The 26,001-nt window shown below is 68.8% G+C and carries 30 protein-coding genes and 1 pseudogene; 15 read left to right on the top strand and 16 right to left on the bottom strand.

From position 1 onward, the window contains the following. The first annotated feature begins 10 nt into the window (after nucleotides 1-10). Complete coding sequence (locus ACNQFN_RS02575) at nucleotides 11-697, top strand: amino acid ABC transporter permease (protein WP_068639195.1); 687 nt, start codon at nucleotides 11-13, stop codon at nucleotides 695-697. On the opposite strand, the gene ACNQFN_RS02580 is transcribed toward ACNQFN_RS02575, so the two are convergent. The 7 genes from ACNQFN_RS02580 to ACNQFN_RS02610 all read right to left on the bottom strand — a co-directional run bounded on the left by ACNQFN_RS02580 (nucleotide 586) and on the right by ACNQFN_RS02610 (nucleotide 6,569). Next, nucleotides 586-993 carry a type II toxin-antitoxin system Phd/YefM family antitoxin gene (locus tag ACNQFN_RS02580; RefSeq protein WP_418647850.1) on the bottom strand — a complete coding sequence of 136 codons (408 nt, stop codon included), beginning with the start codon at nucleotides 991-993 and terminating at the stop codon, nucleotides 586-588. The genes ACNQFN_RS02575 and ACNQFN_RS02580 overlap by 112 nt on opposite strands. A 52-nt stretch (nucleotides 994-1,045) precedes the next feature. Beyond that, nucleotides 1,046-1,795, bottom strand: coding sequence for an ABC transporter permease (locus ACNQFN_RS02585; RefSeq protein ID WP_418647851.1), 750 nt, complete (start codon nucleotides 1,793-1,795; stop codon nucleotides 1,046-1,048). A gap of 5 nt (nucleotides 1,796-1,800) precedes the next feature. Then, on the bottom strand, nucleotides 1,801-3,042 hold the full coding sequence (locus ACNQFN_RS02590; protein ID WP_418647852.1) for an ABC transporter substrate-binding protein: 1,242 nt from the start codon (nucleotides 3,040-3,042) through the stop codon (nucleotides 1,801-1,803). Further along, nucleotides 3,039-3,890, bottom strand: coding sequence for an ABC transporter ATP-binding protein (locus tag ACNQFN_RS02595; RefSeq protein ID WP_068639198.1), 852 nt, complete (start codon nucleotides 3,888-3,890; stop codon nucleotides 3,039-3,041). The genes ACNQFN_RS02590 and ACNQFN_RS02595 overlap by 4 nt, the downstream gene beginning before the upstream one ends. Further along, the gene (locus ACNQFN_RS02600) at nucleotides 3,887-4,975 is read right to left on the bottom strand and encodes an acyl-CoA dehydrogenase family protein (RefSeq protein WP_418647853.1); all 1,089 of its coding nucleotides are present in this window, start codon (nucleotides 4,973-4,975) and stop codon (nucleotides 3,887-3,889) included. The genes ACNQFN_RS02595 and ACNQFN_RS02600 overlap by 4 nt, the downstream gene beginning before the upstream one ends. Beyond that, nucleotides 4,972-5,532, bottom strand: coding sequence for a carboxymuconolactone decarboxylase family protein (locus tag ACNQFN_RS02605; protein WP_068639200.1), 561 nt, complete (start codon nucleotides 5,530-5,532; stop codon nucleotides 4,972-4,974). The genes ACNQFN_RS02600 and ACNQFN_RS02605 overlap by 4 nt, the downstream gene beginning before the upstream one ends. Nucleotides 5,533-5,645: 113 nt before the next feature. Next, nucleotides 5,646-6,569, bottom strand: coding sequence for a cupin domain-containing protein (locus tag ACNQFN_RS02610; RefSeq protein ID WP_418647854.1), 924 nt, complete (start codon nucleotides 6,567-6,569; stop codon nucleotides 5,646-5,648). A gap of 259 nt (nucleotides 6,570-6,828) precedes the next feature. Between ACNQFN_RS02610 and ACNQFN_RS02615 the strand changes: the two genes are divergently transcribed. Beyond that, nucleotides 6,829-7,353 (top strand): peroxiredoxin, encoded by a 525-nt coding sequence (locus ACNQFN_RS02615; RefSeq protein ID WP_068639202.1) that lies wholly within the window; start codon nucleotides 6,829-6,831, stop codon nucleotides 7,351-7,353. A 73-nt stretch (nucleotides 7,354-7,426) separates the two neighbouring features. Here the strand turns inward: ACNQFN_RS02615 and ssuD are convergent, their stop codons facing one another. Continuing rightward, the gene (ssuD, locus tag ACNQFN_RS02620) at nucleotides 7,427-8,569 is read right to left on the bottom strand and encodes an FMNH2-dependent alkanesulfonate monooxygenase (RefSeq protein ID WP_418647855.1); all 1,143 of its coding nucleotides are present in this window, start codon (nucleotides 8,567-8,569) and stop codon (nucleotides 7,427-7,429) included. 15 nt (nucleotides 8,570-8,584) lie between these two features. Further along, the gene (gene msuE, locus ACNQFN_RS02625; RefSeq protein WP_418647856.1) at nucleotides 8,585-9,169 is read right to left on the bottom strand and encodes an FMN reductase; all 585 of its coding nucleotides are present in this window, start codon (nucleotides 9,167-9,169) and stop codon (nucleotides 8,585-8,587) included. Nucleotides 9,170-9,613: 444 nt separating this feature from the next. On the opposite strand from msuE, the gene ACNQFN_RS02630 reads away from it, so the two are divergent. Further along, entirely contained in the window at nucleotides 9,614-9,913 is a 300-nt protein-coding gene (locus ACNQFN_RS02630; RefSeq protein WP_245650992.1) for a hypothetical protein, read from the top strand. 123 nt (nucleotides 9,914-10,036) lie between these two features. After that, nucleotides 10,037-10,558 carry a hypothetical protein gene (locus ACNQFN_RS02635; protein WP_418647857.1) on the top strand — a complete coding sequence of 174 codons (522 nt, stop codon included), beginning with the start codon at nucleotides 10,037-10,039 and terminating at the stop codon, nucleotides 10,556-10,558. A 48-nt stretch (nucleotides 10,559-10,606) separates the two neighbouring features. On the opposite strand, the gene ACNQFN_RS02640 is transcribed toward ACNQFN_RS02635, so the two are convergent. Genes ACNQFN_RS02640 through ACNQFN_RS02660 form a run of 5 tightly spaced genes read right to left on the bottom strand, consistent with a single transcriptional unit; the run spans nucleotide 10,607 to nucleotide 15,093 of the window. Then, a complete protein-coding gene (locus ACNQFN_RS02640; protein WP_418647858.1) occupies nucleotides 10,607-11,758 on the bottom strand; it encodes an acyl-CoA dehydrogenase family protein in 1,152 nt (383 codons plus the stop codon). 16 nt (nucleotides 11,759-11,774) lie between these two features. Next, on the bottom strand, nucleotides 11,775-12,248 hold the full coding sequence (locus ACNQFN_RS02645) for a tetratricopeptide repeat protein (protein ID WP_418647859.1): 474 nt from the start codon (nucleotides 12,246-12,248) through the stop codon (nucleotides 11,775-11,777). After that, on the bottom strand, nucleotides 12,245-13,051 hold the full coding sequence (locus ACNQFN_RS02650) for an ABC transporter ATP-binding protein (RefSeq protein ID WP_418647860.1): 807 nt from the start codon (nucleotides 13,049-13,051) through the stop codon (nucleotides 12,245-12,247). The genes ACNQFN_RS02645 and ACNQFN_RS02650 overlap by 4 nt, the downstream gene beginning before the upstream one ends. 59 nt (nucleotides 13,052-13,110) lie before the next feature. Continuing rightward, the gene (locus ACNQFN_RS02655) at nucleotides 13,111-13,950 is read right to left on the bottom strand and encodes an ABC transporter permease (protein ID WP_418647861.1); all 840 of its coding nucleotides are present in this window, start codon (nucleotides 13,948-13,950) and stop codon (nucleotides 13,111-13,113) included. Nucleotides 13,951-14,001: 51 nt separating this feature from the next. Continuing rightward, on the bottom strand, nucleotides 14,002-15,093 hold the full coding sequence (locus ACNQFN_RS02660) for an ABC transporter substrate-binding protein (protein ID WP_418647862.1): 1,092 nt from the start codon (nucleotides 15,091-15,093) through the stop codon (nucleotides 14,002-14,004). 153 nt (nucleotides 15,094-15,246) lie between these two features. Here ACNQFN_RS02660 and ACNQFN_RS02665 point away from each other — a divergent pair, with 153 nt between their 5' ends. Then, nucleotides 15,247-16,251, top strand: a complete 1,005-nt coding sequence (locus tag ACNQFN_RS02665) for a hypothetical protein (protein WP_418647863.1) — start codon at nucleotides 15,247-15,249, stop codon at nucleotides 16,249-16,251. Continuing rightward, a complete protein-coding gene (locus ACNQFN_RS02670) occupies nucleotides 16,248-17,351 on the top strand; it encodes a cytochrome-c peroxidase (RefSeq protein ID WP_418647864.1) in 1,104 nt (367 codons plus the stop codon). Before ACNQFN_RS02665 ends, ACNQFN_RS02670 begins: the two co-directional genes overlap by 4 nt. Nucleotides 17,352-17,517: 166 nt before the next feature. Here ACNQFN_RS02670 and ACNQFN_RS02675 read toward each other — a convergent pair whose 3' ends face one another. Both ACNQFN_RS02675 and ACNQFN_RS02680 read right to left on the bottom strand, forming a co-directional pair. Further along, nucleotides 17,518-17,697, bottom strand: a complete 180-nt coding sequence (locus tag ACNQFN_RS02675) for a TauD/TfdA dioxygenase family protein (RefSeq protein ID WP_418647865.1) — start codon at nucleotides 17,695-17,697, stop codon at nucleotides 17,518-17,520. 29 nt (nucleotides 17,698-17,726) lie between these two features. Next, a pseudogene (locus ACNQFN_RS02680) lies at nucleotides 17,727-18,071 on the bottom strand (TauD/TfdA dioxygenase family protein); the annotation flags it as partial. Between the two features lie 475 nt (nucleotides 18,072-18,546). On the opposite strand from ACNQFN_RS02680, the gene ACNQFN_RS02685 reads away from it, so the two are divergent. The 9 genes from ACNQFN_RS02685 to ACNQFN_RS02725 all read left to right on the top strand — a co-directional run bounded on the left by ACNQFN_RS02685 (nucleotide 18,547) and on the right by ACNQFN_RS02725 (nucleotide 25,953). After that, nucleotides 18,547-19,191, top strand: coding sequence for a TonB family protein (locus ACNQFN_RS02685; protein ID WP_418647866.1), 645 nt, complete (start codon nucleotides 18,547-18,549; stop codon nucleotides 19,189-19,191). A 57-nt stretch (nucleotides 19,192-19,248) separates the two neighbouring features. Continuing rightward, complete coding sequence (locus ACNQFN_RS02690; protein WP_418647867.1) at nucleotides 19,249-20,076, top strand: MotA/TolQ/ExbB proton channel family protein; 828 nt, start codon at nucleotides 19,249-19,251, stop codon at nucleotides 20,074-20,076. A gap of 3 nt (nucleotides 20,077-20,079) precedes the next feature. After that, on the top strand, nucleotides 20,080-20,502 hold the full coding sequence (locus ACNQFN_RS02695) for an ExbD/TolR family protein (RefSeq protein WP_418647868.1): 423 nt from the start codon (nucleotides 20,080-20,082) through the stop codon (nucleotides 20,500-20,502). A gap of 24 nt (nucleotides 20,503-20,526) precedes the next feature. Then, a complete protein-coding gene (locus tag ACNQFN_RS02700; RefSeq protein ID WP_418647869.1) occupies nucleotides 20,527-20,955 on the top strand; it encodes an ExbD/TolR family protein in 429 nt (142 codons plus the stop codon). 97 nt (nucleotides 20,956-21,052) lie between these two features. After that, nucleotides 21,053-21,349, top strand: a complete 297-nt coding sequence (locus tag ACNQFN_RS02705; RefSeq protein ID WP_418647870.1) for a 4Fe-4S binding protein — start codon at nucleotides 21,053-21,055, stop codon at nucleotides 21,347-21,349. A gap of 90 nt (nucleotides 21,350-21,439) precedes the next feature. Beyond that, on the top strand, nucleotides 21,440-23,083 hold the full coding sequence (locus ACNQFN_RS02710) for an FAD-binding protein (protein WP_418647871.1): 1,644 nt from the start codon (nucleotides 21,440-21,442) through the stop codon (nucleotides 23,081-23,083). 40 nt (nucleotides 23,084-23,123) lie between these two features. Further along, nucleotides 23,124-23,921 (top strand): siderophore-interacting protein, encoded by a 798-nt coding sequence (locus ACNQFN_RS02715; RefSeq protein ID WP_418647872.1) that lies wholly within the window; start codon nucleotides 23,124-23,126, stop codon nucleotides 23,919-23,921. A gap of 7 nt (nucleotides 23,922-23,928) precedes the next feature. Then, nucleotides 23,929-25,506: an FAD-dependent oxidoreductase gene (locus tag ACNQFN_RS02720; RefSeq protein WP_418647873.1), complete on the top strand. Its 1,578-nt coding sequence runs from the start codon at nucleotides 23,929-23,931 to the stop codon at nucleotides 25,504-25,506. 30 nt (nucleotides 25,507-25,536) lie between these two features. Further along, nucleotides 25,537-25,953, top strand: coding sequence for a 4Fe-4S binding protein (locus ACNQFN_RS02725; RefSeq protein WP_418647874.1), 417 nt, complete (start codon nucleotides 25,537-25,539; stop codon nucleotides 25,951-25,953). The last annotated feature ends 48 nt before the right edge of the window (nucleotides 25,954-26,001 follow it).

The raw sequence follows: 26,001 nt of genomic DNA on the forward strand, positions 1-26,001 counted from the left end.
GTTCCGAACCATGGACTTCAGCGTCATCGCCAACAACTTCGGCTATTTCATGCTGGGCGCCTGGCCCAACGGGCCGCTCGGCGGCGCCGCGCTGACGCTGGTGCTGAGCGTGGTGTCGGCAATCGCTTCGGGGGTGCTCGGGCTGGTGTTCGGCATCGCGCTGGCAATGACGCGCGGCGCCGCGCACAGCGTGCTGCTGCTGGGGCTGGGCTTCTTCCGCGCCATTCCGGTGATCATGCTGATCTTCTGGACCTATTTCCTGCTGCCGATCCTGTTCGGCATCGACGTGCCGGGTACCGGCACCGTGGTGGTGGCGCTGTCGCTGATCGGCGGCAGCTACCTGGCGCATTCGGTCCATGCCGGCATCGCCAGCCTGCCGCCGGGGCAGTGGCAGGCCGCCGCCGCGCTGGGCCTGAGCCGCGGACAGGCGCTGCGCCTGGTGATCCTGCCGCAGGCGCTGCCGATCATGGTGCCGTCCTTCATCAACCAGTGGGTGGCGCTGGTCAAGGACACCTCGCTCGCCTATGTCATCGGCGTCGGCGAGCTGTCCTTCGTCGCCACCCAGGTCAGCAACCGCGAAATGGTCTATCCGACCGAGATCTTCCTGTTCGTGGCGCTGGTGTATTTCATCTTCTGCTCCACGCTCGAACTGTGCGCCAACCGCGTGGCCAGGCGCTTCGGAACGGTGGAGGGCTGAGCGGCTGCGCCATCCCGTGCTTCGTGCACGATATCCGCTGCCGGGCGGGTCTGTAGAGGCTGGGATTGCAAGAAGGCGCGCAGCTCATTGATGATCGACGCAGTCTCTCGCATCGGGCGTGCGCGCTCGGGAATGATCCGGGCAACAGGCTGACCACGGCGCGTGATGACGATTTCCTCGCCCGCGATGACTTGGTCGACGACGGCGGAGAAATGCGATTTCGTTTCGGCAAGCGTAAGAGTTCGCATGGCCTCGTCCTCGTGACTGATTGACCGGGAGAAGGATAGCAGACGCATGAGGGGCCTGCGATCGTCTCGGCGATGGCGGGCTGGATGCTTGTGCAGCGGCTCAGCCCTTGTGCAGCCAGTGCTGGTAGAGCCAGCGCGCGCCGTAGTCGAGCAGGAAGCCGAGCGCGCCGATGATGAGGATCGCCGCCATCAGGTCGGGGTAGGCGAGGCGGTCGCGGGCGTCGAGGATGAAGTAGCCGAGCCCGGCCGATACGCCGAGCATCTCTGCCGGCACGAGGATGATCCAGATGATGCCGATCGCCAGCCGCACGCCGCTCAGGATGTGGGCGACGATGCCGGGCAGCACGACGCGGAAAAGGGTTTCGGCGCGTGTCGCCGACAGGCTGCGCGCCAGCATCAGCCAGTTGCGGTCGAGCTGGGCGACGCCGGCCGCGGTGTTGAGCAGGATCGGCCACACTGCGGCGAAGGCGAGCAGGAAATACACCGGCGCGTCGCCCACGCCCAGGACCATGACCGCAATCGGCATCCACGACAGCGGCGAGATCATGCGCAGGAACTGGAACAGCGGCGTCGTCGCCTGCGCGAACACGTGCGACACCCCGGTCAGGACGCCCGCCGGCACGCCGATCGCCAGCGCCGCGGCGAGGCCGACGGCCACCCGCTGCAGGCTGACGCCGATGTGTTCCCACATCACCGGATCGATGGCCAGCCGCGACAGCGCGCGGAAGGCCTCGGCGGGTGCGAAGTTGGCCAGGATCGGCGTCTCGTTCGCCAGCAGCAGCGTGGCTGCCGCCCACAGCGCGGCGGCCAGCGCGAGGCCGAGCAGGGGCAGGATCAGCGTGGCGGGCATGCGCGTCAGACCGCGATGGTTTCCTGCCGCAGCAGGTCGGCGGGCAGGCCGAAGGCCTGCGGGCCGCCCACCCGTTCGATCGCCGTGCGCACGAAGCGGTCATCGACCAGATCGCGGGCGACGAAGGCCGGGTCCAGCGCGGCGAGGAAGGATGCGTCGCCCTCCACCTTGGTGGCGAGCAGGCTGCGCACCAGCTCCTCGGTGTAGGACGGGAAGGGGTAGGGCTGGAAGTCGATGCGGCGCTGGTGCCAGCCCTTGTTGCGGGCGACGCCGCTCGCCTCGTAGCTGGCGTAGTCGGTGGCGGACAGCACTTTCGCCAGGACTTCGACCGAGTGCGGGGTGTAGCGCTTGTCGCCGCTGGCGGCCAGCAGCTTGGCCGCATCGAGCTGGTTGCTGCGCGTCCACAACTGGGCCTTGACGATGGCGTCGGTGACGCGCTGCGCCCATTGCGGGCGTTCGGCGATGTCGCGCTCGGCGAGGAAGGTCACGCAGCAGGCATGGTCCTTCCACACGTCGCCCGAGAAGCGCAGGATCTTGCCGACCTTGTTCAGCTCGGCGGCGGCGTTGAACGGGTCGGCGACGATGAAGCCGGCGATGCCCTTGCCGGCGAGCGCCGACACCATCTCGGCCGGTGGCAGCACGATCAGGTTGACCTCGCTGGCGGCGATCGCCGTGCCGCGCGGGCGGGTCACGGCGGTGAGGCCGCTGGCCACCAGCAGCTTTTGCAGCAGGATGTTGTGGATCGAATACCAGAACGGCACCGCCACCGTCTTGCCGCCGAGGCCGGCCACGCTGTCGATGTCGTGCGCGACGGTCAGCGCGGAGCCGTTCATGTGGTTCCACGCCACCACCTTGGCGGGGAATTTCGTGCCGTAGCGCACCCACAGCGTGGTCGGCGACAGCAGGTGGATGACGTTCACCTGGCCGGACACGAAGGCCTCGACGATCTGCGCCCAACTGCGGAACAGGCGCGGCGCCTCGGTGCGCAGGCCTTCGGCCTCGAACAGCCCGCGCGCATGGGCGATGAGCAGCGGCGTGGCGTCGGTGATCGGCAGGTAGCCGATCTTCACCGGCAGGTCGTCGCCCCTGGCCGCCTGCGCCGCGGCGTCGCCCGCGCGCAGCATGGGCACGGCCAGGCCGGCGCCGGTCAGTGCGGACAGGCGCAGGAAGTCGCGGCGGTTCATGCCGCAGCCGCAGGCGGACGACTGGCAGATGTGCGGGCGGGAGGAAGGCGTGGGACGGCTCATGTGGAGGGTTCCTCGTCGGGAGTGGGGGAAGGCGGTACGCCGGTGGCGCTGGCTTCGCGCAAGGCGGAGAGGATGTTCAGCCGCAGCGCGGTGACGGCTTCGGCGTGGGCGTCGCGTGGATGGGGGATGCCGACCGTCCATTCGCGCTCGATGCGGCCGGGCCGGCCTGCCATCAGCAGGATGCGGTCGGCGACCAGGATGGCTTCGTCGATGTCGTGGGTGACCAGCAGCACGGCGGCGTGCCAGCGGCGCACGACGTCGACCAGCAGAGCCTGCATCTCGGCGCGGGTGATCGCGTCGAGGGCGGAAAAGGGTTCGTCGGCGAACAGCAGCTCGGGTTCGCGCGCCAGCGCGCGGGCCAGCGCGACGCGCTGTGCCTGCCCGCCCGACAGTTCGGCTGGCCAGGCCCGTTCATGCGCTGCCAGGCCGACCGCCGCCAGGGCTTCGCGCACGCGCGCCTTGCGTGCGGCGGCATCCGCCGCCGGCTGGTGCTTGAAGTCGAGGCCGAAGCCGGCGTTGTCGAACACGTTGAGCCAGGGCAGCAGGCTGGCTTGCTGGAACACCAGTGCGCTGCGCGGATGCGGCCGCGCCAGCGGCTGGCCGAGAAAACGCACCGTGCCGGCAGCCGGCGCTTCGAGGCCGGCGAGCACGCGCAGCAGCGTCGATTTGCCGCAGCCGCTGCCGCCCAGCAGGCAGACGATCTCGCGCCGGCCGATGGCGAGCGAAACCTCGCCGAAGCCGGCGCCCGAGCGGGCGTAGGCGAAGGACAGGCCCGCGGCATCGAGCACGGCGCTGCTGCCGGTGGCTGCCGCCGGGGCGGGTGCTGTCGTGGCCGGGCGTGCGCTCATGCGGTGACGGTTCCTGCCGGCGGTGCGGCGTGTTTTGCCAGTTCGCCCTGCAATTGGGTAAGGCTGGGGGTGATGACCGGAATGAAAGCGGCTTCGAGCCAGCGGCGGGCGAAACCGGCATTGTGTGCATTCAGGTAGGCGCGACCGCCGGTGGCGTCCAGTTCGAGGCCGAGCGCGGTCTGCACGATTCCGGCGAGGCGGATGCGGATGCGGAACAGGGCGGCGGCCCGGGTGGTGAAGTGTCCGCCGGCGAGTCCGGCGCGCAGCTCGGCGGCCAGCGTTTCCAGTTCGCCGGAGGTGGCGTCGATACGCGGTATCACCAGCGCGTGTGCGCCTTTCGCCTGCGCGCCCGCGCTGCGCAGCGCGATCCGCGCCAGGCCGATCGACATGCCGAGTTGCAGCGCGAGGAAGGCCGGGCGTACCTGCGGGCAGAAACTGCGCGCATCGGGGTGGAGAATCTGGCCGTCGCCGATCGAGGCGGCTTCGATCGCCACCGCGGCGGTATTGCTGCCGCGCAGCGCCAGCAGGTCGAGATCGGCGCTGCGGCTGATGCCGGGCTGGCTGTCGGTCAACGCCACCACCATCGGCGTGGCGTCGGCGCGCTGTACGGCGGCGGCGACGACGAAGCCGGCCTTGCGCAGATTGGTGACCCACGGCAGCGTGCCGTCGAGCTGCCAGCGTCCCCGGTCGGGCGTCGCGGCGATCTGAAGGGATTCGATGCCCGACAGGAACTTCATCGCGTTCGACAGCCCGCTGGCGCCGGCGAAGCTGCCGTCGAGCAGCGCGGCGAGCCAGCGTTCGCGGGCGGTGTCGTTCGGCGTCTGCAACAGGAATTCGATGAAAGTGCGCTGGCCCCAGAACACGAAGGCGGCGCTCAGCGAGCGTTCGGCGACGGCGGCGATCGCTTCCACCGCATCGAAGCCGTCGCCGCCGTCGCCGCCCAGCGCCTGCGGCACGCCGATGCGGAACAGGCCGCGCCGGCCCAGCTCGGGCACGACCCGTTCGGCATCGGCGTTGCCGCGGTTCAGCGCCTCGGCATGGGAGTCGAACCAGTCGAGGGCGGTAGCGTCGACGCGCGCATTCATGCTTGCAGCACTCCGGGGCGGAAATCCTGCAACTGCGGGTTGATGTCGTTGCGGGCGAGATTGTTGGCGAAGTTGCACAGCGTCGCCAGGCTGACGCCGAGCACCACTTCGAGCACCTGGGCGGGCGTGAAGCCGGCGTCGGTGAAGGCTTTCAACTCGCCGTCGCCGACTGCGCCCCGGCTGGCGACGAGGGCGCGGGTGAAGGCCGCGAGGGCGTCGAAGCGGGCATTGCCGGTCGCGCCGCGCTGTTGCAGGGCGACCACGGCGGCGGTGTCGAAGCCGGCTTTCTTCAGCGCGATCGCCGAATGGCCGCTGACGCAAAATTCGCAGCCATGCAGGCTGGCGGCGGTGATCTGCACGACTTCGCGCTCGGCCAGCGTCAGGCTGCTGCGGGCGTTGATGTCGCCGACGGTGAAATAGGTTTCGAGCGCGGCGGGGGCGTTGGCCAGCACGCCGATCAGATTGGGCACGAAGCCGTTGGCGGTCTGCGCGCGCTCGATGAAGGGGCGGCTGGCTTCGGGTGCGGTGTCGAGGGTTTGCAGTGGGAGCCGGGACATGGAGTTCGATCCTTGGTGTGGGTTGCGCCATTGTCCGAAGGGCGGTGTGGCGGCGCTATGCGCGTCTGTCGCTGTTTCTTGTTCGATCGTCCAGCGCGCGGGGGGCGAGACGTTCAGTGCATGCCGTGCGCGGCCTGCCGGCGCGCGCGCTGGTAGGCGCCGGGCTGCTCGCCGATCACCTTGTGGAAGGCGCGCGTGAATGCCGCCGGCGACTGGTAGCCGACGCGCTCGGCGGCGCGGGTGACGCTGTCGCCGTCGCGCAGGTGGCGCGCCGCGATGGTCATGCGCAACGACAGCAGGAACTGCGCGGGCGGCTGGCCGCTGGCGTCGACGAAATGCTTGAAGAAGCTGGCGCGCGACATGTTGGCGATGCGCGCCATGTCGTCGACCGACCAGTCGCGGCCGGGCTCGTCGAGCAGCCGTTCGAGCAGCGGCGCGAACTGCGGCCGGCCCGCCACGGCCCACAGGCCGGCCTCGATCCGTTCCTGCGCGGCCATCTCGCGGATCAGGTAGAACAGCAGCAGCTCGGTCAGGCGCGCGATCAGCGGGGACGCCGCCGGGGTGTCGCGGTCCGCTTCCGCGCGGATGAGGTCGAACAGCGGCGCCGCGGCGCGCAGCGTGCCGGAGCCCGCGCGCAGCACCAGCAGGTCGGGAAAGGATTCGACGAGGAAGGCCCCCGCCGGCCCGCGGAAGTCGAAGAAGCCGCAGGCCAGGCTGGTGCCGTCCGGCTGGACGGGCTGCATCGGCCGCATCGGGCGCGGCACGCAGTCCGGCCCCGGATGGCGTCCGGGCGTCAGCGAGTGGGGGCGGTCGCGCAGCAGGAACACCGCGTCGCCTTCGCCCAGCGGCAGCGGCCCGGCCCCGCCGCCGAGGTGCAGGAAGCAATCGCCGCGCAGGATGAGGTGGAAGCTCGCGCGTGCGCGGCCGGCCGTCGAGGCGCGCCATGCGCCGCAATACTGGCCGACGTGGAAGACGGTGGTGTCGAGTTCGAGGCCGCTGACCAGCCAATGGACGAGTCGGTCGGTATCGGGCTTCATGCGCGGTCGTCATCTGCGTGAATCGGTGGCGCGATTGTCCGCATGGGCCCGGGAAGCGGAACCAAGAAAATCAGCTTAGCTTTCCATCGGCCGCAAGGGGCTGGCGATGCGGCGCCGGGCGGGCATCATTCCGTGCCGCGCGCAAGAACATTTCGGCGGAACCGAAAAAATACGAATCAAATGATGGTTTGCACACAGCGAGCGAATGAAGCGATGATTCGGGGAACCGGTTCCATCGCGCAAGGCCAAGGAGATCATCGTGTTCAAATATGTCAGGCAATTTCTTCCGGGCGTGTGCGTGGCGCTGCTTGCGCTGCCGGGCCATGCGCTCGAAGTTGGCGACCAGGCCCCTGATTTCGATCTGCCCGGCTCCGACGGCAAGCACTACAAGCTGGCCGACTATCGCGGCAAGCAGGCCGTGGTGCTGGCCTGGTTTCCGAAGGCCTATACCTATGGCTGCACCATCGAATGCAAATCGCTGGCCGAGAACGGCCATCTCATCCGCGAATACGACGTGAGCTACTTCATGGCCAGCGTCGATCCCCTGCTCGACAACAAGGGCTTTGCCAAGGAAACGGGTGCCGACTTTCCCCTGCTCAGCGATGAGGACAAGTCGGTGGCCAAGGCCTATGGCGTGCTGCACGACAGAGGCTACGCAAAGCGCCACACTTTCTACATCGGCAAGGACGGCAGGATTCTGCAGATAGATGACAAGGTCAGGCCCGAGACTTCCGCCGAGGACATGGCGGCAATGCTGGGCCGGCTCGGCGTGGAGCGGCGCTAGCGCAGGTCCGCGCCGTTGGCGGCCGGCCAGACGCGGCCGGGCTCGTCCAACGGCGGTGCTTCGTGCGCGCGATTCAGGCGGCTGCTTTTTGCGATGCGCTCACCGTGCTGGCGTCGAAGGGGCCGCCGGTGATGACCTGGTCCTGGATCGTCACCGGCTTCTTGCCCGGCAGCAGCGGGAACACCAGCTCGGCGAAGCGCCAGGCTTCCTCCAGGTGCGGGTAGCCCGACAGCACGAAGGTGTCGACGCCGAGGTCGGCGTATTCCTTCAATCGTGCGGCCACGGTCTGCGGGTCGCCGACCAGCGCCGTGCCGGCGCCGCCGCGCACCAGTCCCACGCCCGCCCACAGGTTGGGGCTCACTTCGAGCTTGTCGCGGCGTCCGCCGTGCAGTGCCGCCATGCGGCGTTGGCCCTCGGAGTCCATCGAGGCGAAGCGCGCCTGGACCTTGGCGATGGTGTCGTCGTCCAGCCGGCTGATGAGCTTGTCGGCTTCCGCCCAGGCCTCCTCGTTGGTTTCGCGCACGATCACGTGCAGGCGCACGCCGAAGCGCGGCTTGCGTCCCCGCCGGGCGGCACGGGCGCGCACGTCGGCGATCTTTTCCGCCACCGCGGCGGGCGGTTCGCCCCAGGTCAGGTAGGCATCGACCTGCTCCGCAGCCAGATCGTGCGCCGCATTCGACGATCCGCCGAAATACAGCGGCGGGTGCGGCTGCTGCACCGCCGGGAAGAGCAGTTGGGCGCCTTTCACCCGGTGATGCTCGCCGTCGAAATCGACCGTCTCGCCCTGCAGCAGCCGGCGCCAGATGCTCAGGAATTCCCCGGCCTCGTCGTAGCGCGCGTCGTGGTCGAGGAAGATGCCGTCGCCGGCCAGTTCCGCCGAGTCGCCGCCGGCCACCACGTTCAGCAACAGCCGGCCCCGGGTCGCCTGGTCCAGCGTCGCCGCCATGCGCGCGGCGGCAGTCGGCTTGGTCAGCGCGGTGCGCAGCGCCACCAGCAGCTTCAGTTTGTGCGTCACCGGAGCGACGCTGCCGGCGACGACCCAGGGATCGAGGCAGCCGCTGCCGGTGGGGATCAGGATGCCGTCGTAGCCGAGCTTGTCGGCGGCGACCGCGATCTGCTGCATGTAGTCGATGGTGACCGGCCGGCCGGAATTGGATTTGCCCAGGTAGCGGGTGTCGCCGGAAGTGGGTAGGAACCAGAAGATGTCGAGGCTCATGGCGTGTGTCCTCGCTCAGGCGGCGGCGCGCACGGACTTCGGCGCCTCCGCCGGGGCGTGGGCCCGCTTGCGCAGGAAGGGGCGGGCGCGCTTGGCGGCGAGCTCGATGCGCGCGCGCAGCGAGGGGCTGTCGACCTTGTAGTCCCGGATCTCGGCTTCGTTGGCATAGACGCCGATCGGCAGCGTGTGGGCCTGGAAGAAGCTGAACAGCGGCCGCAACTGGTGCTCGATGACCAGCGCGTGGCGGTCGCTGCCGCCGGTGGCCGCCAGCAGCACCGGCACGTCGATGAGGGCGTTCTGATCGACGAAGTCGAACAGGTGCTTGAACAGGCCGGTGAAGGAGGCCCGATAAACCGGGCTCGCCACCACCAGGAAGTCGGCCGACTCGATGGCGGCGATGTCGGTCTTGATGTCCTCCGGCAACTGGGACGGATAGAGGGCGCCGGCCAGCCGGGGGCCGATGCTGCCGAGTTCGATCAGGCGGGCACTGATCGGCGCCTGTTCGGCCAGCGTGTCGATCAATGCCTCGACCACGCTCAGGGTGCGGGACGGGCGTTGCAGGCTGCCGGATACGGCAACGACTTTGATGGGGGGGCTCAAGGGAAATCTCCTGTCGTGTTGGATGCGGGTCGTGCCGCCGGAATGGAAATGCCGTGCGGTTTTCCGCTTGCCTCGAAGAGTCTAGGGACAGGCGCAAAAAGCGAGAACGAATCTTTATCGATAAGAATTGCTGGATTTCATCGTTGCTGGATCGGGCGGGGCGTCGATCTGCAGCGGATTGACCGATCTCCCTGGAGCGTCAGCGTTTTGAAGGCGCCGCGGCGAAAGCATCACACTGGAACCGGAAAATGCAAATCCGATTAACTTGGTTCGCGTTTCGCCGGTTCTTGCCTATCTTTTCTTCCCGGCATCCATGAATTGCCCGGCTTGCCCCGGAATGGGAAACGGAAATGCGGAAACGGAAATGCTCGGGGCATTCCGGATGGAATTCCGCCGAGCCGGGGCACGCATGGATCGATATCCCATGTCAGCGGAGAAAGGAAAATGAGAGCACTCGTGGTAGGAGCGGACCGGGTGGACGCGATCAGGAACGAACTCATCCACTCGGCGCATCTCGGCATCACCTGCGCCGAACATTGGTCGGGACGCCATGTGCATGAGAACCGCAAGCCGATTCCCATCGATACCCGCGTCGTCGTGGTGCTGTGCAACCGGGTCAGCCACGACCTGCTGTACAGCATCAAGCGCCAGGCGGCGAGCCGCGACCTGGTGCTGGTGTTCTGCCGGCACTCGGTGGTCGATCTGCGCGACAAGCTGTCGCGGGTGGCTGTTCGCGTCCATTGACGGGTTCCTTCGGCGGGGTGCCGCTTTGCCGCCTGGACTACGCCTGCCGGTGTTCTATGATTGCCTGATAAAGGCGGCGCGGGCTCGGCTGGGTGAGCGCTTCGACTGGCAGGAGAGCAGATCATGACCACGCAGTCCGACGAACCCGTTTCCGGCACCGTGCACTCCGAAGCACTGGCGCTCGAGAAGATACTGGCGGTGATCGAAGTTTCGCTCCATGTTCCGAGCGAGGATTTCAGCGATGCGCAGGTTGCCGCGAGGGGCTTTCAATATCTGCTGGCGCGGGAATTCAAGCGGCAGCAGCCGGCGCTGGCACTGCTCTACGATCTCGAGTTCGTAGGAACCGGATTGCGGCGCGGAAGCTACATCTTCGACTGGAAAGTTCTGGTCAAGGCAAAGCAGCGCGTGGCCTCCGCGCTGGCCGACCCGGCGACGGCCGTCATGCTGACGGCGGTCCTGGCGCTGCCGGGCGCGATCGAGAACTCCATCGGGCTATGGGAGCGGCTGTTCCCGCCGGTGCAGCAGCACTTGATGGATGACTTCCCTCATGCTCCGCCAGTCGTGACCATCGTCGTGATCCGCAAGCCGGATGGCCGGGATACATTCACTCGCCGTGGCGGCGAATTCGACCTGGATGATGTATGACGGTTGCCCGCCATGCGGGATGGAGGCACGGCATTTCCCGCATGGCCTTCAGGCGTAGAGCTGGGGGTCCGGCGCCTCGCCCTTGAGCGACCAGCGCCCGAGCATGTTGAGCTTGTAGTCGAGCGGGTCGTGCAGGGTATGGGTGCGCACGTTGCGCCAGAAGCGGTCGAAGCCCAGGCTCGCCTTGGTGCCGCGTGCGCCGGTGACGTCGAACAATTCTTGGCTGACGAAAAGGCCGGCGCGGTGGGCGAGGATCTTCGATTCGGCGACGGCGACGGCAACCTCGGCGCGCTCCGCCGCGGTCAGCGCCGGGCCGCGGACAAAAGCACGGTCGACATGTTCGGCGGCGCGTTCGGCCAGCGCGCGGGCGCCGGCGAGATGCACGTGCATCTCGCCGAAGCGGTTCTGGGTGAAGAGGTCGTCGACCGCGTGTTCGGCGCTGGAAGCCAGCCAGGGCCGGGCCTGGGTGTGCGCGTAGGTTCTCGCTTCGGCGAAGGCACCCTCGGCGATGCCGAGGTAGAGATTGGTCAGCACCAGTTGGGCGAGGCAATTGCGCAGGGTATGGAAAGGCGTCTGCTCCTGTTCCGGCCACAGCAGGATGTCGCGCTCGGCCACGGCCACGCGATCGAAGGACACCGAATTGCTGTCGGTCTGGCGCTGGCCGATCGGGTCCCAGTCGTCCAGGATGCGGACACCCGCCTGGTCGCTGGGCACCACCGCCAGCAATTGGCGCGGTGCCGCGTCGAATACCGCCGACAGCGTCATGAAGTGCGAACCGACCGTGCCGGAGCAGAACGACTTGACGCCATCGAGCTGCAGCCCGTCCGCAGTGCGCTGCGCCGCCAGGCGACGGTCGCGCGGGTTCATGCCGTTGCCCCACCAGCACTGGTGCTCGATGGTGTGGCTGAGCAGGCGTGAGATCTGTTCCGGCTTGCCGTAGATGAGCACGGTCGCTACCTGCAGATGGTGGAAGGCGAGCACGTGGCCGAGCGCGCTGTCGACTGCTGCCACCTTGCGCACGGTGGCGTAGATTTCCTGCCAGCTCAGTTCGTCGCCGCCGCAGGCGCGCGGAATCGACAGGCGCAGCAGGCCGGCGTCGCGCAGCAAGGCCTTCTCGGCCGCCGCATGGCCGCCGCGCGCGTCGCGTTCGACGGCGGTGCTGCGCAGGTGGGTGAGGATCTCGTCCAGCGAAGTGTTCATGGTTCCTTTGCGGGTCTCAGGGCTTGTCTTGGGGGGGCGGATGGCCTGCGAGCGTCAGCGCCGCATGCAGTTCGTCGCGCTCGATGCAACTGGGGCCGGTGCACAGCAGGTTCAGGTAGCGCAGATTCCGGTGTGCCGCCTCGATGTCGCCGATGGCGATGAAAAGTTCGCCTTGGTAAGCGAGCGCCGGGCGGTGGCCAGGGTCGAAATGCAGCGCTTCGCGGTACCAGCGTCCGGCCTCGTCGTGGCGGCCGAGCTTGCGCAGGCTGTAGCCGAGCAGGTTGTAGAGGTCGGCATGCTGGACGGTGGTGCTCAGCGCCTGCAGTTCGGCGGCCGCAGCGGTGAATTCGCCGGCGTAGATCTGCGCCCGGATGGGGGCGAGATCGGGCAGCTCCGTCGCCGGCGGAATGTCGGCGGCCGCGGCGCTGCTGGCCAGCGTGAGGCCGGCCAGCAGCACCGCGGCGCGCAGGCAGTGGCGGCTGCGCTTCATGCGGCCAGCGCCTCGGCGTGGATGCTGTCGCCCATCGCTGCCAGGATCTCGCCTTTCAGCTCGCTGAAGGCGTGGCTGCTGCGCTCGCGCGGGCGGGCGATGTCGACTGCGAATTCGCGCACGATGCGCCCCGGGTTGGCGCTCATGACGACGACGGTGTCGCTGAGGAAGATCGCTTCATCCACGTCGTGGGTGACCAGGATCATGGTCACGCCCTCGACTCGCCAGATGCGCTGCAGTTCTTCCTGCAGGCGCAGGCGGGTGAGGGCGTCGAGCGCGCCCAGCGGTTCGTCCAGCAGCAGGATCTCGGGCTGGCCGACCAGCCCGCGCGCGATTGCGCCGCGCTGCGCCATGCCGCCCGACAACTGGTGCGGCCAGGCTTTCTCGAAGCCGTTCAGGCCGACCAGGGCGATGTGCGAACGGATCGCCTCGGCGCGCCTGGCCTTGCTCCAGCCGCTGTTCTCCAGGCTCAGGGCGATGTTGTCTTCCAGCGTCAGCCAGGGCAGCAGGCGATGGTCCTGGAAGACGATGCCGCGCGACAGGCTGGGGCCGGTGACGCGTTCGCCGTGCAGCAGGATGTCGCCGCGGTAGTCGCCGTCCAGGCCCGCGACCAGGCGCAGCAGCGTGGATTTGCCGCAGCCGCTGGGGCCGACGATGGAGACGAAGGCGCCCGCTTCGACGCTGAGCTCGATGTCGGACAGCACGTCGAGGCGCTGCTGGCCGCGTTGTTGGCCAGGCTGCTGGCCGATGAGGTTGTAGCTTTTCGAAACCTTGCGGATTTCCAGGCGCGAAGCTTCGGCCATGGCGTGTTCTCCCGGAGAAGTCGGTTGTCGGAGGCGGGGCGGAAAGGCGCAGTGCCGGTTCAGCCTTCGAAGCCCTGCTTCCAGCGCAGTACCCGGCGCTGCAGCAGGAACATGCTGCGGTCGATGACGAAGCCGACGAGGCCGATGATCGCCATGCACACGAGGAGCTGGTCGGTCAGCAGCAGGCCTTGTGCGCGGAAGATCAGGAAGCCCAGGCCTTCGAGGCCGCTCAGGCCTTCGGCGACCACGACCAGCGCCCAGGCCAGGCCGGCGGCATAGCGCAGCGACACCATGACGCTGGGGATGGCCGACGGGATGACGACCTTGCGCACCAGCTGCCAGCGGGTCAGGGTCAGCGCCTGCGCCAGTTCGATGTGGGCCTTGTCCACGTTGCGGATGCCTTGCAGGGTGTTGAGGAATACCGGGAAGAACACCGACTTGGCGATCACCAGGATCTTGGCCGGCGCGCCCAGGCCCAGCCACAGCACGATCAGCGGCAGCCAGGCGATGCCGGGAATGTGGCGGATGGTGTCGAAAGTCGGCCCAAGGAAGCGTTCGAAGCGCTGCGACAGGCCGGCGGCGATGCCGAGGACGACGGCGGCGAGCGAACCGTAGATGAAGGCCTGGCCGACGATGGTGATGCTGGCGACGAAATCCAGGGCCAGGTTCTGCTCGCTCAGCATCTTCCAGAAGGCCGCCACGACGACGCGCGGTTCGGGCAGGAAGACCGGGTCGATCCAGCCGCGCGAGGACGACAGCTGCCACACCGCCAGGATCAGCGCCGGCAGGATGAGGCCGATGGGGTCGAAGCGGGCGAGGGCGGCCTGGATGCGCGCTTTGCGCGCGCGGCCTGGCTTGGCGACGGCAGGCCCGCCGTCGATGACTTCTGCTGTACTCATTGGAAGGTCCCTGAGATCGGTCGAGGCGGGCGCGGCGGCCCGCCGTGGGGCTTATCGATAGATCGAGTACTGGCCGCCGACGAAGAAGCGCTCGTCGATGAAAGCGTGGATCTGGTTGTCGCTGAGCCTGCGTTCGGACAGGATGTCGTCGCCGTTGGCGATGTGCCATTCCTGGAAAGTCCTGATCGCGTTGCGCGCGCGCTCGGCGTTCGGTTCGCCGGCCATGAATTCCCACTGGCCCGCATGGGTGATCTGGAACTTGGCGACTTCGACCGGCACCCGGGTTTCCCGCGCCACGATCCTGGCGGCTTCATCGACGTTGTCGAGCGTCCATTCCAGCGTGCGCTCGCGCGCGGCGAGGAAGGCCTGGACCACCTGGGGATACTTGTCGACGAATCCGCGGCGGGCGAAATAAGTGACGCGGCCGGCGTGATTGACGTACACGCCGTCGTCCGGCGACTGGCCGATGACTTTCAGCTTGCCCGACAGCCAGGCACCGGTGAACTGGCTTGCCGCCAGATGCGCGGTGGTGGCATCGGTCGCGCCAGACAGCACGGCCGAGATCGCCACCACGCCGTTGTCGATCGATTCATAGCGCACGCGCCCCCGCTTCTCGCGCGAGTCGAAGGGCAGGCCGGCCTTGTTCAGCTGTTCGAAAGGCGATGACCAGTAGCAACTGATGCGGCTGCTGCCGAATTTCCTGCCGTCGAGGTCGGCCACCGTCTTGATGCTGTCGTCGTCTGCACGCGTCAGGATCGGCGCCCGGTAGCGGTTGGAGGGCTCCGAAGCCCAGACGACGACGCCGTCCAGCCCGTTGGCGCGGTGCACCGTCGCCGGATAGATCATGCGCTGGGCGATCGCGATCGCGCCGTTGTTGACCGCGGCGGCTTCGGCGCCGAGCAGTTCGGCCGCGCCGGAGGCGATCAGGTTCACCCGTGTGGTGCCGACCTTGTCGAACTCTTCCTTGAAGAAACCCTTGTCCCGTGCGATCACCGACCACGGCGACAGTTGCAGGTTGATCTCGGGCAGCGCCTCGGTGGCGGCGGTGGCCGGGGCGAGCGGCAGCAGCAGGGCACCGGCCAGCAGCGCAACAGCGGTATTGCGCTTGACGGCAATGCCTTTGCGCTCATCGAGTGTTTTCATTTCGTCTCTCCGGGGTTGATTCAAGAAAAATTCCAGAATGGGTTTCGTCAATTCCTGGATCGATGAAAATTCTATGAGCGGAGAATGAGGCGGGGAACGAATCTTTGGCGATAAGGATTCCTGAATTTCTTATTCCTGGAATGAAGCGTGGTGATGCTAATTTCCGATTTCCTATTACGGAATGGCCTTGTTTGCCGGGGCGAAATGCATTTTCATTTTTTACGTGATCGCGACGGCTCCGTGCCCTCGTCGCCGGTGGCTGCCGGAGATGATTCGGCTGAACACGCGGGAGCCGCGCGTGGCCGCCATCCTCGGCGGCGCGTCCGCCGGGTTGCCGCGGGCGGCGTGCTGCTCGCTGCGATCGGCCTCGGGCTGGCGCAGGCGCATTTCGGCCTGCCTGGAGGGCAGGCGGTCCGCCCCGGTCATGGCGAGGCGCTCCGTCTGCCTGCCGGAACCCGCCTGAAGATCGGCCTGGCCGGCATGGCGCAGCCGCGCAGCGATAGCCGTGACTACACTGCGGACGGCCTGCACATCGGCCTGGCCGAGGAAATCGGGCGCCACCTGGGCGCCGAGCTCGAGTTGCTGCCGCTGGCGCCGGAGCGGGCGCATGCGGCGCTCCGTGACGGCGAGGTCGATGCGCTGCTGATGCGCGGCCTGCCGCCGTCGCTGCCGCCGCAGGCGGTGACGGTGCTCGACACCGGTTTCGCCTCCGGTCTGAACGTGCTGATGCGCTCCGACACCGGCTTGCGCCACTGGCGCCAGTTCGACGGGCAGGTGCTGTGCGTGACCGTGGCCAACACCGGGGCGCAGGCGCTGGCGCATGTGCTCGGCGCGCGCGTCGAAGTTTTCGAGGCGCCTGCGCAGGCGCTGATCGCGATGCGCACCGGGCAGTGCGATGCCGCCGTGCACGATGCGGTGCTGGTGGACGCGCTGCGGGTGAAGGCGGAGTGGAGGAAGTTTTCGGCGACGCTCGATGCGCGGCCGCCGACGCCGCTGCAGCTCGCGCTGATGGCGGACAGGCCCGAGCTCGAAACGGCGCTGCACGCGGCGCTGGTGGCGCTCGACAGTTCCGCGAACTGGCGCCGGCGGGTCGACAAATGGGCGTCCAACGTCGCTTTCGAAGTTTTTTTCGACCAGATCGGGCCGGACTGCCATTGATCGCGCCTTCCGTCTGCCGCGTGCTGGCGGGTGTGCTGGCCATGCTGTCGCTGTCCTGGCCGGTGGCGCCTGCTGCCGACGAGGAGGCGCTGCCTGCGCTGCACGCAGCGTACCGGCAGCCTCCCGGGCGCTGGCCCGCGCCATGGATCGATGCGGAGGTGGCTTTCGTCGAGCTCGGCGCCCTGCCGCCTGCGGTGCCGGAGGCTGGCTCGGCAGCGGACGGCAAGGCCGCGCTGGGCCGGCGCCTGTTCCATGACCCCCGCCTGGCGGCCGATGGCGCACCCGCCTGCGCCGGCTGCCATCATCCGGAACATGGCTGGAGCATCCCGGCGGCGGTGGCGGAAGGCCATGGCGGGCGGCGCGGACGGCGCAATCCGCCGGCGCTCCACACCGCTGTCCGGCAGCCGCGGCTGGGCTGGGACGGCAGCGGCGCCGAGCTGGTGGCGCAAGTCCTCGCTCCGCTGACGCTGGCGCATGAAATGGGCAACCGCAGCCTCGACCAGGTGCTGGCGCGCATCCGCGCCGACGCCGGGCTGGCGGCCGGTTTCCGCGAGCATTACGGCGATGGCGGGATCAGCGCGGCAGCGCTCGGCGATGCCCTCGTCGCGTTCCTGCGCACGCTGGACAAACCGAGCCGCTTCGACCGTTTCGTCGCCGGCGACTACGGCCAGTTGTCCGATCTCGAGATCGACGGGCTGCACCTGTTCCGCACCAGGGCACGCTGCGCCAATTGCCATTTCGGACCGCTGCTGGCGGACGGGCGCTTTCACAACCTCGGCATTTCCTTCTTCGGCGAACCGTCGGAAGATCTCGGCCGCTACCACGTCACCGGCCGCAGCGCCGATGCCGGCGCCTTCCGCACCGCGAGCCTGCGCCATGTCGCCGACAGCGCGCCGTACATGCACAACGGCCTGTTCCGGACGCTGGAGGGCGTCATCAACCTGTACGACCGTGGCGGCGGTGAAACCTGGGCGCGCAGCGCGGCCGAAGCGGCCCACCCCTTGTATGCCGCCGCCGCGCGGAAGTCGCTTCAGTTGCGTCCGCTGCAATTGACGGACGGGGAGAAGGCCGCGCTGCTGGCGTTCCTGAAAACCTTGTGACGGAACGGCCGGGCCTCAGCCCTGGTGCTGCGGGCCTCAGCGGCGCTCGGTGAGCCGTTCCAGGCTGCCTTCGCCCAGGCCGAACCACAGCAGGGCGGGTGCGGCGAGGATCTGCGCATGGCACGTCGCATGCGGGGTTTGCAGCGCGATTCGGCGGCAGCGCCGATCAGAAGGGCGCGTCTCCCTCGATGGTCGTCCTGTAGAGCTTGCGCCGCAGGTGGTCCGGGGTTCCCGCCGCCAGGTGGATGATGGAACGGTTGTCCCAGAACACCAGGTCATGGGCTTGCCAGACGTGCCGGTAGATGAATTCGAGGCGGGTGCTGAACGCGAACAACTGCTCGAGCAATGCCCGGCTGTCCTCCTCGGCCAGTAATGTCCTGCATCCCCCAGCCCGATCGGCGCCCCGTTCTCCTTGATGTTCGAGATGATCATCACTTCCGGATGGGCGGGGAGGGCGAACTGGTGCAGCACGTGTTTCTGCAGCGGGCCGAAGCGCCGGCTGAAGGCCACTTGCTGCGCCGGCGAAATGCGCTGCTCGCGGAACACCAGCACGTGGTGCTCCAGCAGCGCCCGGCGGATGCGCTGGAAGTCAGGCTCGGAAACGGGCCGGGTGAGGTCGAGACCGATCAGTTCGGCGCCCAGCGCAGGGCCGAGGCTGCGGATCTCGAAATTCTGCCTGGAAGGAGATCGGGCGCGAGCAGCGGTGAGAGCAGTGTCCATGGTGTTCTGCGCCGGGGCGCGTCCGGTAAGTGGATCGACGTGAACTCCACTCTAAGAAAATGATGCTGCGGCATGAACCATGAATTTCTACGATTGATATGAGGCGGAAGAATGATGCCGGTTCGCCTTCAAGGCGATGACCGCGTTGCTCAGCCTTGCCGTGCCATAGCGCTGTCTGCGGCCTCGGTTTCGTTCTCTGGCATCGATGCCACCGGAGGGAAAAGAAGCGGGGGCTGCTCCGAATTCAGCAGGGCCGCGCGAATGTGTTGCTGACGCAGCATTCCTGTTCGGCGAAATGCAGATCGCCATTTTTCAGACTGCCCTCCGGGGCTGCCCAATCGATTGATTATTCGTGCTTTCGGGTTTTTTTCGTGCTTCAGGCACGCGGGTTGCTATTGAGAAGCCTTGCCTGGCCGCCGCCGGGAGAACGGCATGCAATCGGGCTGCGGCAGGCATTCGTGGAGAAACGGAAAGTATGAGTTATGCGGAACAAGGCGCTCCGTCGCGTGCTTACATGATCGGGCTGGCCGCGGTCCTCGGCTTGCATGTCCTGCTTGCATGGGGCCTGGCCAGCGGCCTGGCGCGTTCGGTGGTGCAGGTGCTGAAGGCGCCGCTCGACGTGGCATTGATCGAGGAGATCAAGGAGGCGCCGCCTCCGCCGCCGCCCCCACCACCGCCGCCGCCGAAACCCAAGGTCGTCAGGGCCGCGCCCAAGGCGCCGCCGCCGGCCTACGTGCCGCCGGTCGAGGTGCCGGTGGTGGCGCCCCCGCCGGTGATCGTCGCCACCGCGCCCGAGCCGCCGCCGCCAGCCAAGCCCGTTCCCGCGCCTGCGCCGGCCGCACCGCCGGTCGTCAACATCGCCGTCACCTGCGCGAACCACGTCGCCGTGCGCAGCGCGGTGCCCTATCCGTCGCAGGCCGAGCGCCTGGGGCTGTCGGGCGATGTCGTGGTCGATTTCACCGTCGATGCCAGCGGCGCCGTCAAGAACGTGGCGGTGGCGCGCAGCAGTAATCCGATCTTCAACGCCGCGGCCACCGCCGCGGTGGCAAAGCTCAAGTGCACCGGGCAGGGCCAGGACGTGCGGGTGCGCGTGCCCTTCGCCTTCCGCTATGAAAGTTGAGCGTGCGGCATGGCCGCGCGCGTTCCCTTCCAGACAATACGACTCAGGAGTATTCAGATGATCCGCAGACCTTCCTTCGCCACCCTCTGGCCGCGGCTGCTGCTTGCCGCCGCCGTGCTGGCCTCGCCCCTGGCCCATGCCCAGGCGGATGAAGCCACCGTCGTGGAGAACCCCTACGGCCTCGAGGCGCTGTGGGCCGCCGGCGATTTCGTTGCCAAGGGCACGCTCGCCATCCTGGTGCTGATGTCGGTCGGGAGCTGGTTCATCATCCTGACCAAGCTGTTCGAGCAGTCCCGGCTCCTGCGCCAGGGCAGGAAGGCGAAGCGCACTTTCTGGGCCGCGGGCGATGTCGAGAAGGGGCTCGAGACCCTCGATTCCCGCAGCGCCTATCACTACATCGCCAGGACCGGCAGCGAGTCGACGGCGCACCACGTCGGCCTGCTCGGCTTCATCGACCTCAACGACTGGATCCAGCTCTCCATCCAGCGTTCGATCGAGAAGGTGCAGAGCCGCCTGCAGAGCGGGCTCGCCTTCCTGGCCACGGTAGGCTCCACCGCGCCTTTCGTCGGCCTGTTCGGCACCGTGTGGGGCATCTATCACGCGCTCACCGCGATCGGCGTTTCCGGCCAGGCGTCGATCGACAAGGTCGCCGGCCCGGTCGGCGAGGCCCTGATCATGACCGCGATCGGCCTGGCCGTCGCGGTGCCCGCGGTGCTCGGCTACAACTGGCTGGTGCGCCGCAACAAGGCGGCGCTCGACGACGTCCGCAACTTCGGCGCCGAGCTGCATGCCGTTCTGCTCGGCGCCCAGGCGGCGCGCTCCGCGGCGCAGGCGCCCCAGGCCGCGCCGCGCGAGCTGCATGCGGTGCGCGTGGCGGCGGGCTGAGCCATGGCGATCGCCTTTTCCAGCGGAGACGAGGACGAAGTCGTCTCCGCGATCAATACCACGCCGCTGGTGGACGTCATGCTGGTGCTGCTGATCATCTTCCTGATCACGGTGCCGGTGGTGACGAACACCGTGCCGGTCTCTCTGCCGAAGGAGCTCAACCAGCCACGCCTTGCCGCGCCGGAGAACATCAACATCGCCGTCGATCGCGACGGCAAGGTGTTCTGGAACGAGCTTGCGCTCGCCGATCACGATGCCCTGCTTGCCCGGCTGAAGGACGTCTCGCAGCAGACCCCGCAGCCCGAGGTCCAGATCCGCGGCGACGAGGCCGCCCTGTACGAGCATGTGGGGCGCGTGGTGTTCGCCTGCCAGCGGGCGGGCATCCTCAGGCTCGGCTTCATCACCGAGCCGCCGCCCCGTGGCTGACGCGGGACTCCAGGAGCCAGAAACATGGGAATGAACCTAGCCGCAGCCAGTGCCTCGGCCGATCCCGAAGTCCTCGTCGACATCAACACCACGCCCTTGATCGACGTGCTGCTGGTGCTGCTGATCATGTTGATCATCACGATCCCGATCCAGCTGCACTCGGTGAACATGAACATGCCGATCGGCGACCCGCCGCCGCCGGAAAGCCCGCCGGAGGTCGTCCGCATCACCATCGACCCGGCCGGCGTCGTGTTCTTCGACGGCGAGGTCGTGGACGGCGGCGACGCGCTCGAGCTGCGCCTGGCGGCGATCGCGGCCGCGCCCGTGCCGCCCGAATTGCACGTCAGCCCGGACAAGGCCGTGCCCTATAGCGCCGTGGTGACGGTGATGGCGGCGATCCAGCGCAAGGGCCTGACCAAGGTCGGGCTGGTGGGGGCGGAACAGTTTCTCTGAACGAGGCGCGGCGCCCCTTCCGGCGGCCGCTCCATTCCCGCTTTTCCGCGCCGCCGTCCGGCGGCGCGGCGGCATAACTTCCCGTATTCCACGACCCATGATTGAGCTAGTTCTCGAAGACCGCTGCATCCAGTGCGCGAAATGCGCGAAGGCCTGCCCCAACGACGTTTTCGATGCCGAGCCGGGCGAACTGCCCGTGATCGCGCGCAAGGCAGACTGCCATACCTGCTTCCTGTGCGAGCTGTACTGCCCGACCGATGCGCTCTACGTGTCTCCATTCCGCGAGCCCGAGGCCGGCCTGCGGCTCGCTCCGCTGATCGAGAACGGCACCGTCGGCAGCTATGGGCGCATCTCCGGCTGGAAGCGCGGCGCGCCGCAGACGGTGCCGGCATGAGGCCGGGCGCCGCCCTCCCGCCTTCCCCCCGCGCGGCACTGCCGGCCGCGGCGGGGCTTTGCTGTGCAACGAAACGGAGAATCTTCTGACATGGCACGCTATCCGACCAGCAATCAGGTGGACGACGACAGCCACGACCTCCAGCACCGCGCCGACGTGCTCGTCATCGGCGGCAGCATCGCGGGGTGCTGGGCCGCGCTGACCGCGCGGCAGGCCGGTGCGAACGTGGTCTTGGCCGAGAAGGGCTACGTCGGTACCGCCGGCGTGGTCGCCGCGGCCAGCGGCGGCGCCTCGCATACCGTGCCGGGGCAGGCCGAGTACAACCAGCGCATCATCCGCGACCGCCACGACGCGGCCTGCGGCATCGACGACCTGGCCTTCATCGAGCATGTCTTCGGGCAGAGCTACGAAATCGGGCTCAAGCTGAAGGCGTTCGGCTTCCTGCCCAACCAGGGCCGCCCGGGCGGGAACCGCCTGCCCGGCACGCCGGAGCGGCTGACCACGTTCCGCGGCGCCTACACCTTGCACTTTCTGCGCACCCAGCTGCGCAAGGCCGGTGTGCGCATCCTCGACCACAGCCCGGTGCTGGAACTGCTGATGGCCGACGGCCGGGTCGCGGGCGCGGCCGGGGTGAACCGCCAGAGCGGCGACACCTGGGCCGTGCGGGCGGGGGCGGTGATCCTCGCCACCGGCGGCAATGCCTTCCGTTCCGGGGCGATGGGAACCAACGGCATCACCGGCGACGGCCACCTGATGGCGGCCGAGGCCGGTGCGCATTTCGTCGGCATGGAATACAGCGGCCACTACGGCATCGCCCCGCAGGGCAGCCCGACGACCAAGGGCTTCTGGTACGGCAGCGCCACCTTCTACGACGCCCACGGACGCGAACTGCCGATCAACGGCTGGGCGGCAGTGCCGGACATCGCGCGGGCGATCATGGAAACCGGCGCCGCCTATGCGTCGATGAACCGTGGTGCTGCCGGCTTCAGCACCTTCGCCCGCAACAATGCCAACGTGTTCCAGTATTTCGACCGCATCGGGGTCGACCCCTTCACCCAGCGCTTCCGTGTCGAACTGCTGTACGAGGGCCTGGTGCGCGCCACCGGCGGGCTCGTGGTGGACGAGCGCGCCGCCACCGGCATCCCGGGGCTGTATGCGGCCGGCGACGTGACCGAGCGCACGCGCCTGACCGGTGCCGGCATGAGCGGCGCGGGGCCCGCCATCGCCTGGTGCCTGGTATCCGCCGAGTGGGCGGGCAGCGCCGCCGCGGCCGATGCCGCCGCGTACCGCCGCCCGCGCGGAAGGCTGGAAGCCATCGGCGGTCTCGGCCTGCGGCCGCGGGCGAAAGGCAGCGTGTCCGCGGCGGCGGTCGGTGCGGGCGTGCAGGCCGAAATCCTGCCCATCTCCAAGAACGTCTTCCGCTCGCTGGACAGCCTGCGCGACTCGCTGGCCGCACTCGACGGCTTGTGGGATTCCGCGCGCGCCGGACTGCAGGGCGGCGGCGACCTGCGCGAGGTGCTCAAGGCCCGCGAAGCCGCATCGATGCTGGCGGGCGCGCGCTGGATCTACCGCAGCGCCCAGGCGCGCACCGAGACGCGGGGGCTCCACCGCCTGGCCGACCATCCCGGAACCGATCCGGCCCAGCAGGACCACATCGTCGTCGGCGGCGTGGACGACGTCGTCCTGCGCCGCGCGCCGCTGACGCGTTTCCAGCCGCTCGGCCAGGCCGCCTGATGCCGCCCGGCCTTCCATTTCCAACCGGAACCGATCCCCGATGAACGACCGACAACGCAGCATCCGCCACGAATCTCGCCTGCGCCAGCTGCTGGTGCTGGCGGTGGAACAGCCCTCGCCCCGCCTGCGGCGCATCACCCTGGGCGGGGCCGATCTGGCCGGCTTCGCCAGCGACGGCCATGACGACCACGTCAAGCTGTTCTTTCCCGACGGCGACGGGCAGCGCCCGGTCCGCGGCGCGGACGGACGCCTGGCCTTCGCCGAGGGCGTGCGTCCGCCCGCCCGCGATTACACCCCCCGGCGCTACGACGCCGCGCGCCAGGAACTGACGATAGATTTCGTGCTGCACGAGGGCGGGCCCGCCACCGAGTGGGCGGAGCGCGCCCGTCCCGGAGACAGCCTGCTGGTCGGCGGCCCGCGCGGTTCGCGGATCGCCGGCAACGATTTCGACTGGTACCTGCTGATCGGCGACGAAACAGGCCTGCCGGCCATCGGCCGCCGGCTCGAAGAGCTGCCCGGCGGCGCACGCGCCATCGTCGTCGCGGAAGTCGATGGCGCCGCCGACCGGCAGGTGCTGGATAGCCCCGCCCATGTCGAAGTGCACTGGGTGCATCGAAATGGCGCCGCCCCCGGCACGCCGGGACTCCTGCTGCGCGCGGTGGCAGCGCTCGAGCTGCCTGAGGGCGAGGGCCACGCCTGGGTCGCCGCCGAATCGGCGGTCGCACGCGCGCTGAGGCGCCATCTGGTCGATGTGGCCGGACTGGCGGGCGCCCACGTCAGGGCCGCCGGCTACTGGAAGCTGGGCGCCGTGGCCAGCCACGAACGGCACGAGGATTGAGGGGCGCATGAGCATCAGCGGGCAGGCCGACATCCTTCTTGCAGCCGACGTCCTCGTCATCGGCGGCGGCCCGGCCGGCGCCTGGGCGGCCTGGAGCGCGGCCCGCGCGGGCGCCCGGGTCGTCGTCGCCGACAAGGGCTATCTCGGTTCCAGCGGTGCCACCGCGCCGGGCGGCACCAACCTGCTCTACCTGCCGCCGGACGCGGCGCTGCGCGACGCGGCGGTCAGGCAGCGGATGGAGGGCGGGGGCTACCTGTCCGAGCCCCGCTGGATCCACCGCGTGCTCGACCAGGTGTACGAAAGCCTGCAACTGGTCGAATCCTGGGGGTATCCGTTCCGCCGCGACGAGAACGGGGTGGCGATGCGCGACCACCTGCAGGGGCCGGAGTACCTCAAGATCATGCGCAAGGCGGTGCACCGCGCCGGGGTGAAGATCCTCGACCAGTCGCCCGCGCTCGAACTGCTGGCCGACGCCGATGGCGTGGGCGGCGCGCGCGGCATCTGCCGCCTCGATGGCAAGCGCTGGGAGGTGCGTGCCGGCGCCGTGGTCGTCGCCACCGGCGGCTGCGCCTTCCTGAGCAAGGGCCTGGGCTGCAACGTGCTGACCGGCGAAGGTCTGCTGATGGCCGCCGAAGCGGGCGCGAGCCTCTCCGGCATGGAGTTCAGCCGCGCCTACGCGCCCAGCGCCGCGTTCGGCACCAATACCCGTGGACGCATGCTGGGCTGGGCGACGTTCAGCGACGGCGACGGCAACATCCTGCACGCGGGCGGCCCGCGCTCGCGCGACTTCCTCGCCGAAGCGCTGCTCAGGGGGCCGGTGCATGCGGTGCTCGACCGCGCCGACACGCCGGAGAAGCGGGCCATCCTGCGCCATGCCCATGCGATCTTCTTCCTGCCGCTGGAGCGCGCGGGCTTCGATCCCTTCACCCAGCGCTTCCCGATCACGCTGCGCTACGAAGGCACCTTGCGCGGCACCGGGGGCTTGCGCCTGAGCGGCGACGATTGCGCCACGTCGGTCGCCGGCCTGTACGCGGCGGGGGATGCCGCCACGCGCGAGCGCGTCTGCGGCGGCCTGTCCGGCGGTGGGGCCTTCAATGCTTCCTGGGCGATCAGCTCCGGAATCTGGGCCGGGCAGGGCGCGGCCCGCCATGCCCGGAATGCCGGCGGCGCCGGGCGCAGGCTCCGTCCCGCCGGCGGCGCCGGCGTCCGGCCGCTTGCCGGCACCGGAGCCATCGACAGCGGCGGGCTCATCCATGCCGTGCAGCAGCAGGTGCTGCCGCTGGAGATCAACTACTTCCGCAGCGAGCACGGGCTGCGGCAGGCGCTGCAGCGTGTCGACGCGCTGTGGCCGGAAGCCTGCGGCGCCCCGCCGGCCGGCACGCCGCAGGAAATCCTGCGCGCGCGAGAGGCCGCCGCGCTCACCGCGACCGCACGCTGGATCTTCAATGCCGCGCTGGCGCGCAAGGAAACCCGCGCCTCGCACACGCTGGCCGAGTATCCGGCCACGGACCCCGCCCAGCAGCATCGCCTCATCGTCTCCGGCATCGACGTCATCCGCACGGCGCCCGAGGCCGTACCTGCCTGACGTCCGGCGCCAGGCCACAGGAAACCGAACATGATCGAACTCGTCAGTGAAAGCCGCTGCATCGAATGCGGCTTGTGCATCCGCGTCTGCCCCACCAACGTCTTCGACGACCGTGGCGGCGGCTTTCCGGTGATCGCCCGCCAGGACGATTGCCAGACGTGCTACATCTGTGAGATCTATTGCCCGGTCGACGCGCTCTACGTCGCCCCTTACGGCGAATACAGCGTCGCCGTGGACGAGCGGGCGCTGGAAGGCAGCGGCGTGCTGGGCAGCTGGCGCAGGACCGTCGGCTGGGGCCGCAAGCGCCCCACGCTGGCCGAACTGGACACCACGCCCTTCATCGACCGCATCCTGCCGTCGCAGCCGCAACTGTCGGCGGACGAGCTGGCCTTCATCCTCGGCAAGGCCGCGCCGGCACTGGACGGGAGCCCGGACACCCGGCCCTGAGCCCGGTCGGCACGGCCGCCGGCCGCGCCCGGCGGCCGGTGTGAAGGG

Origin of the sequence: Thauera butanivorans (genome assembly GCF_048398245.1) — a bacterium.
Lineage (GTDB): Bacteria > Pseudomonadota > Gammaproteobacteria > Burkholderiales > Rhodocyclaceae > Thauera > Thauera butanivorans.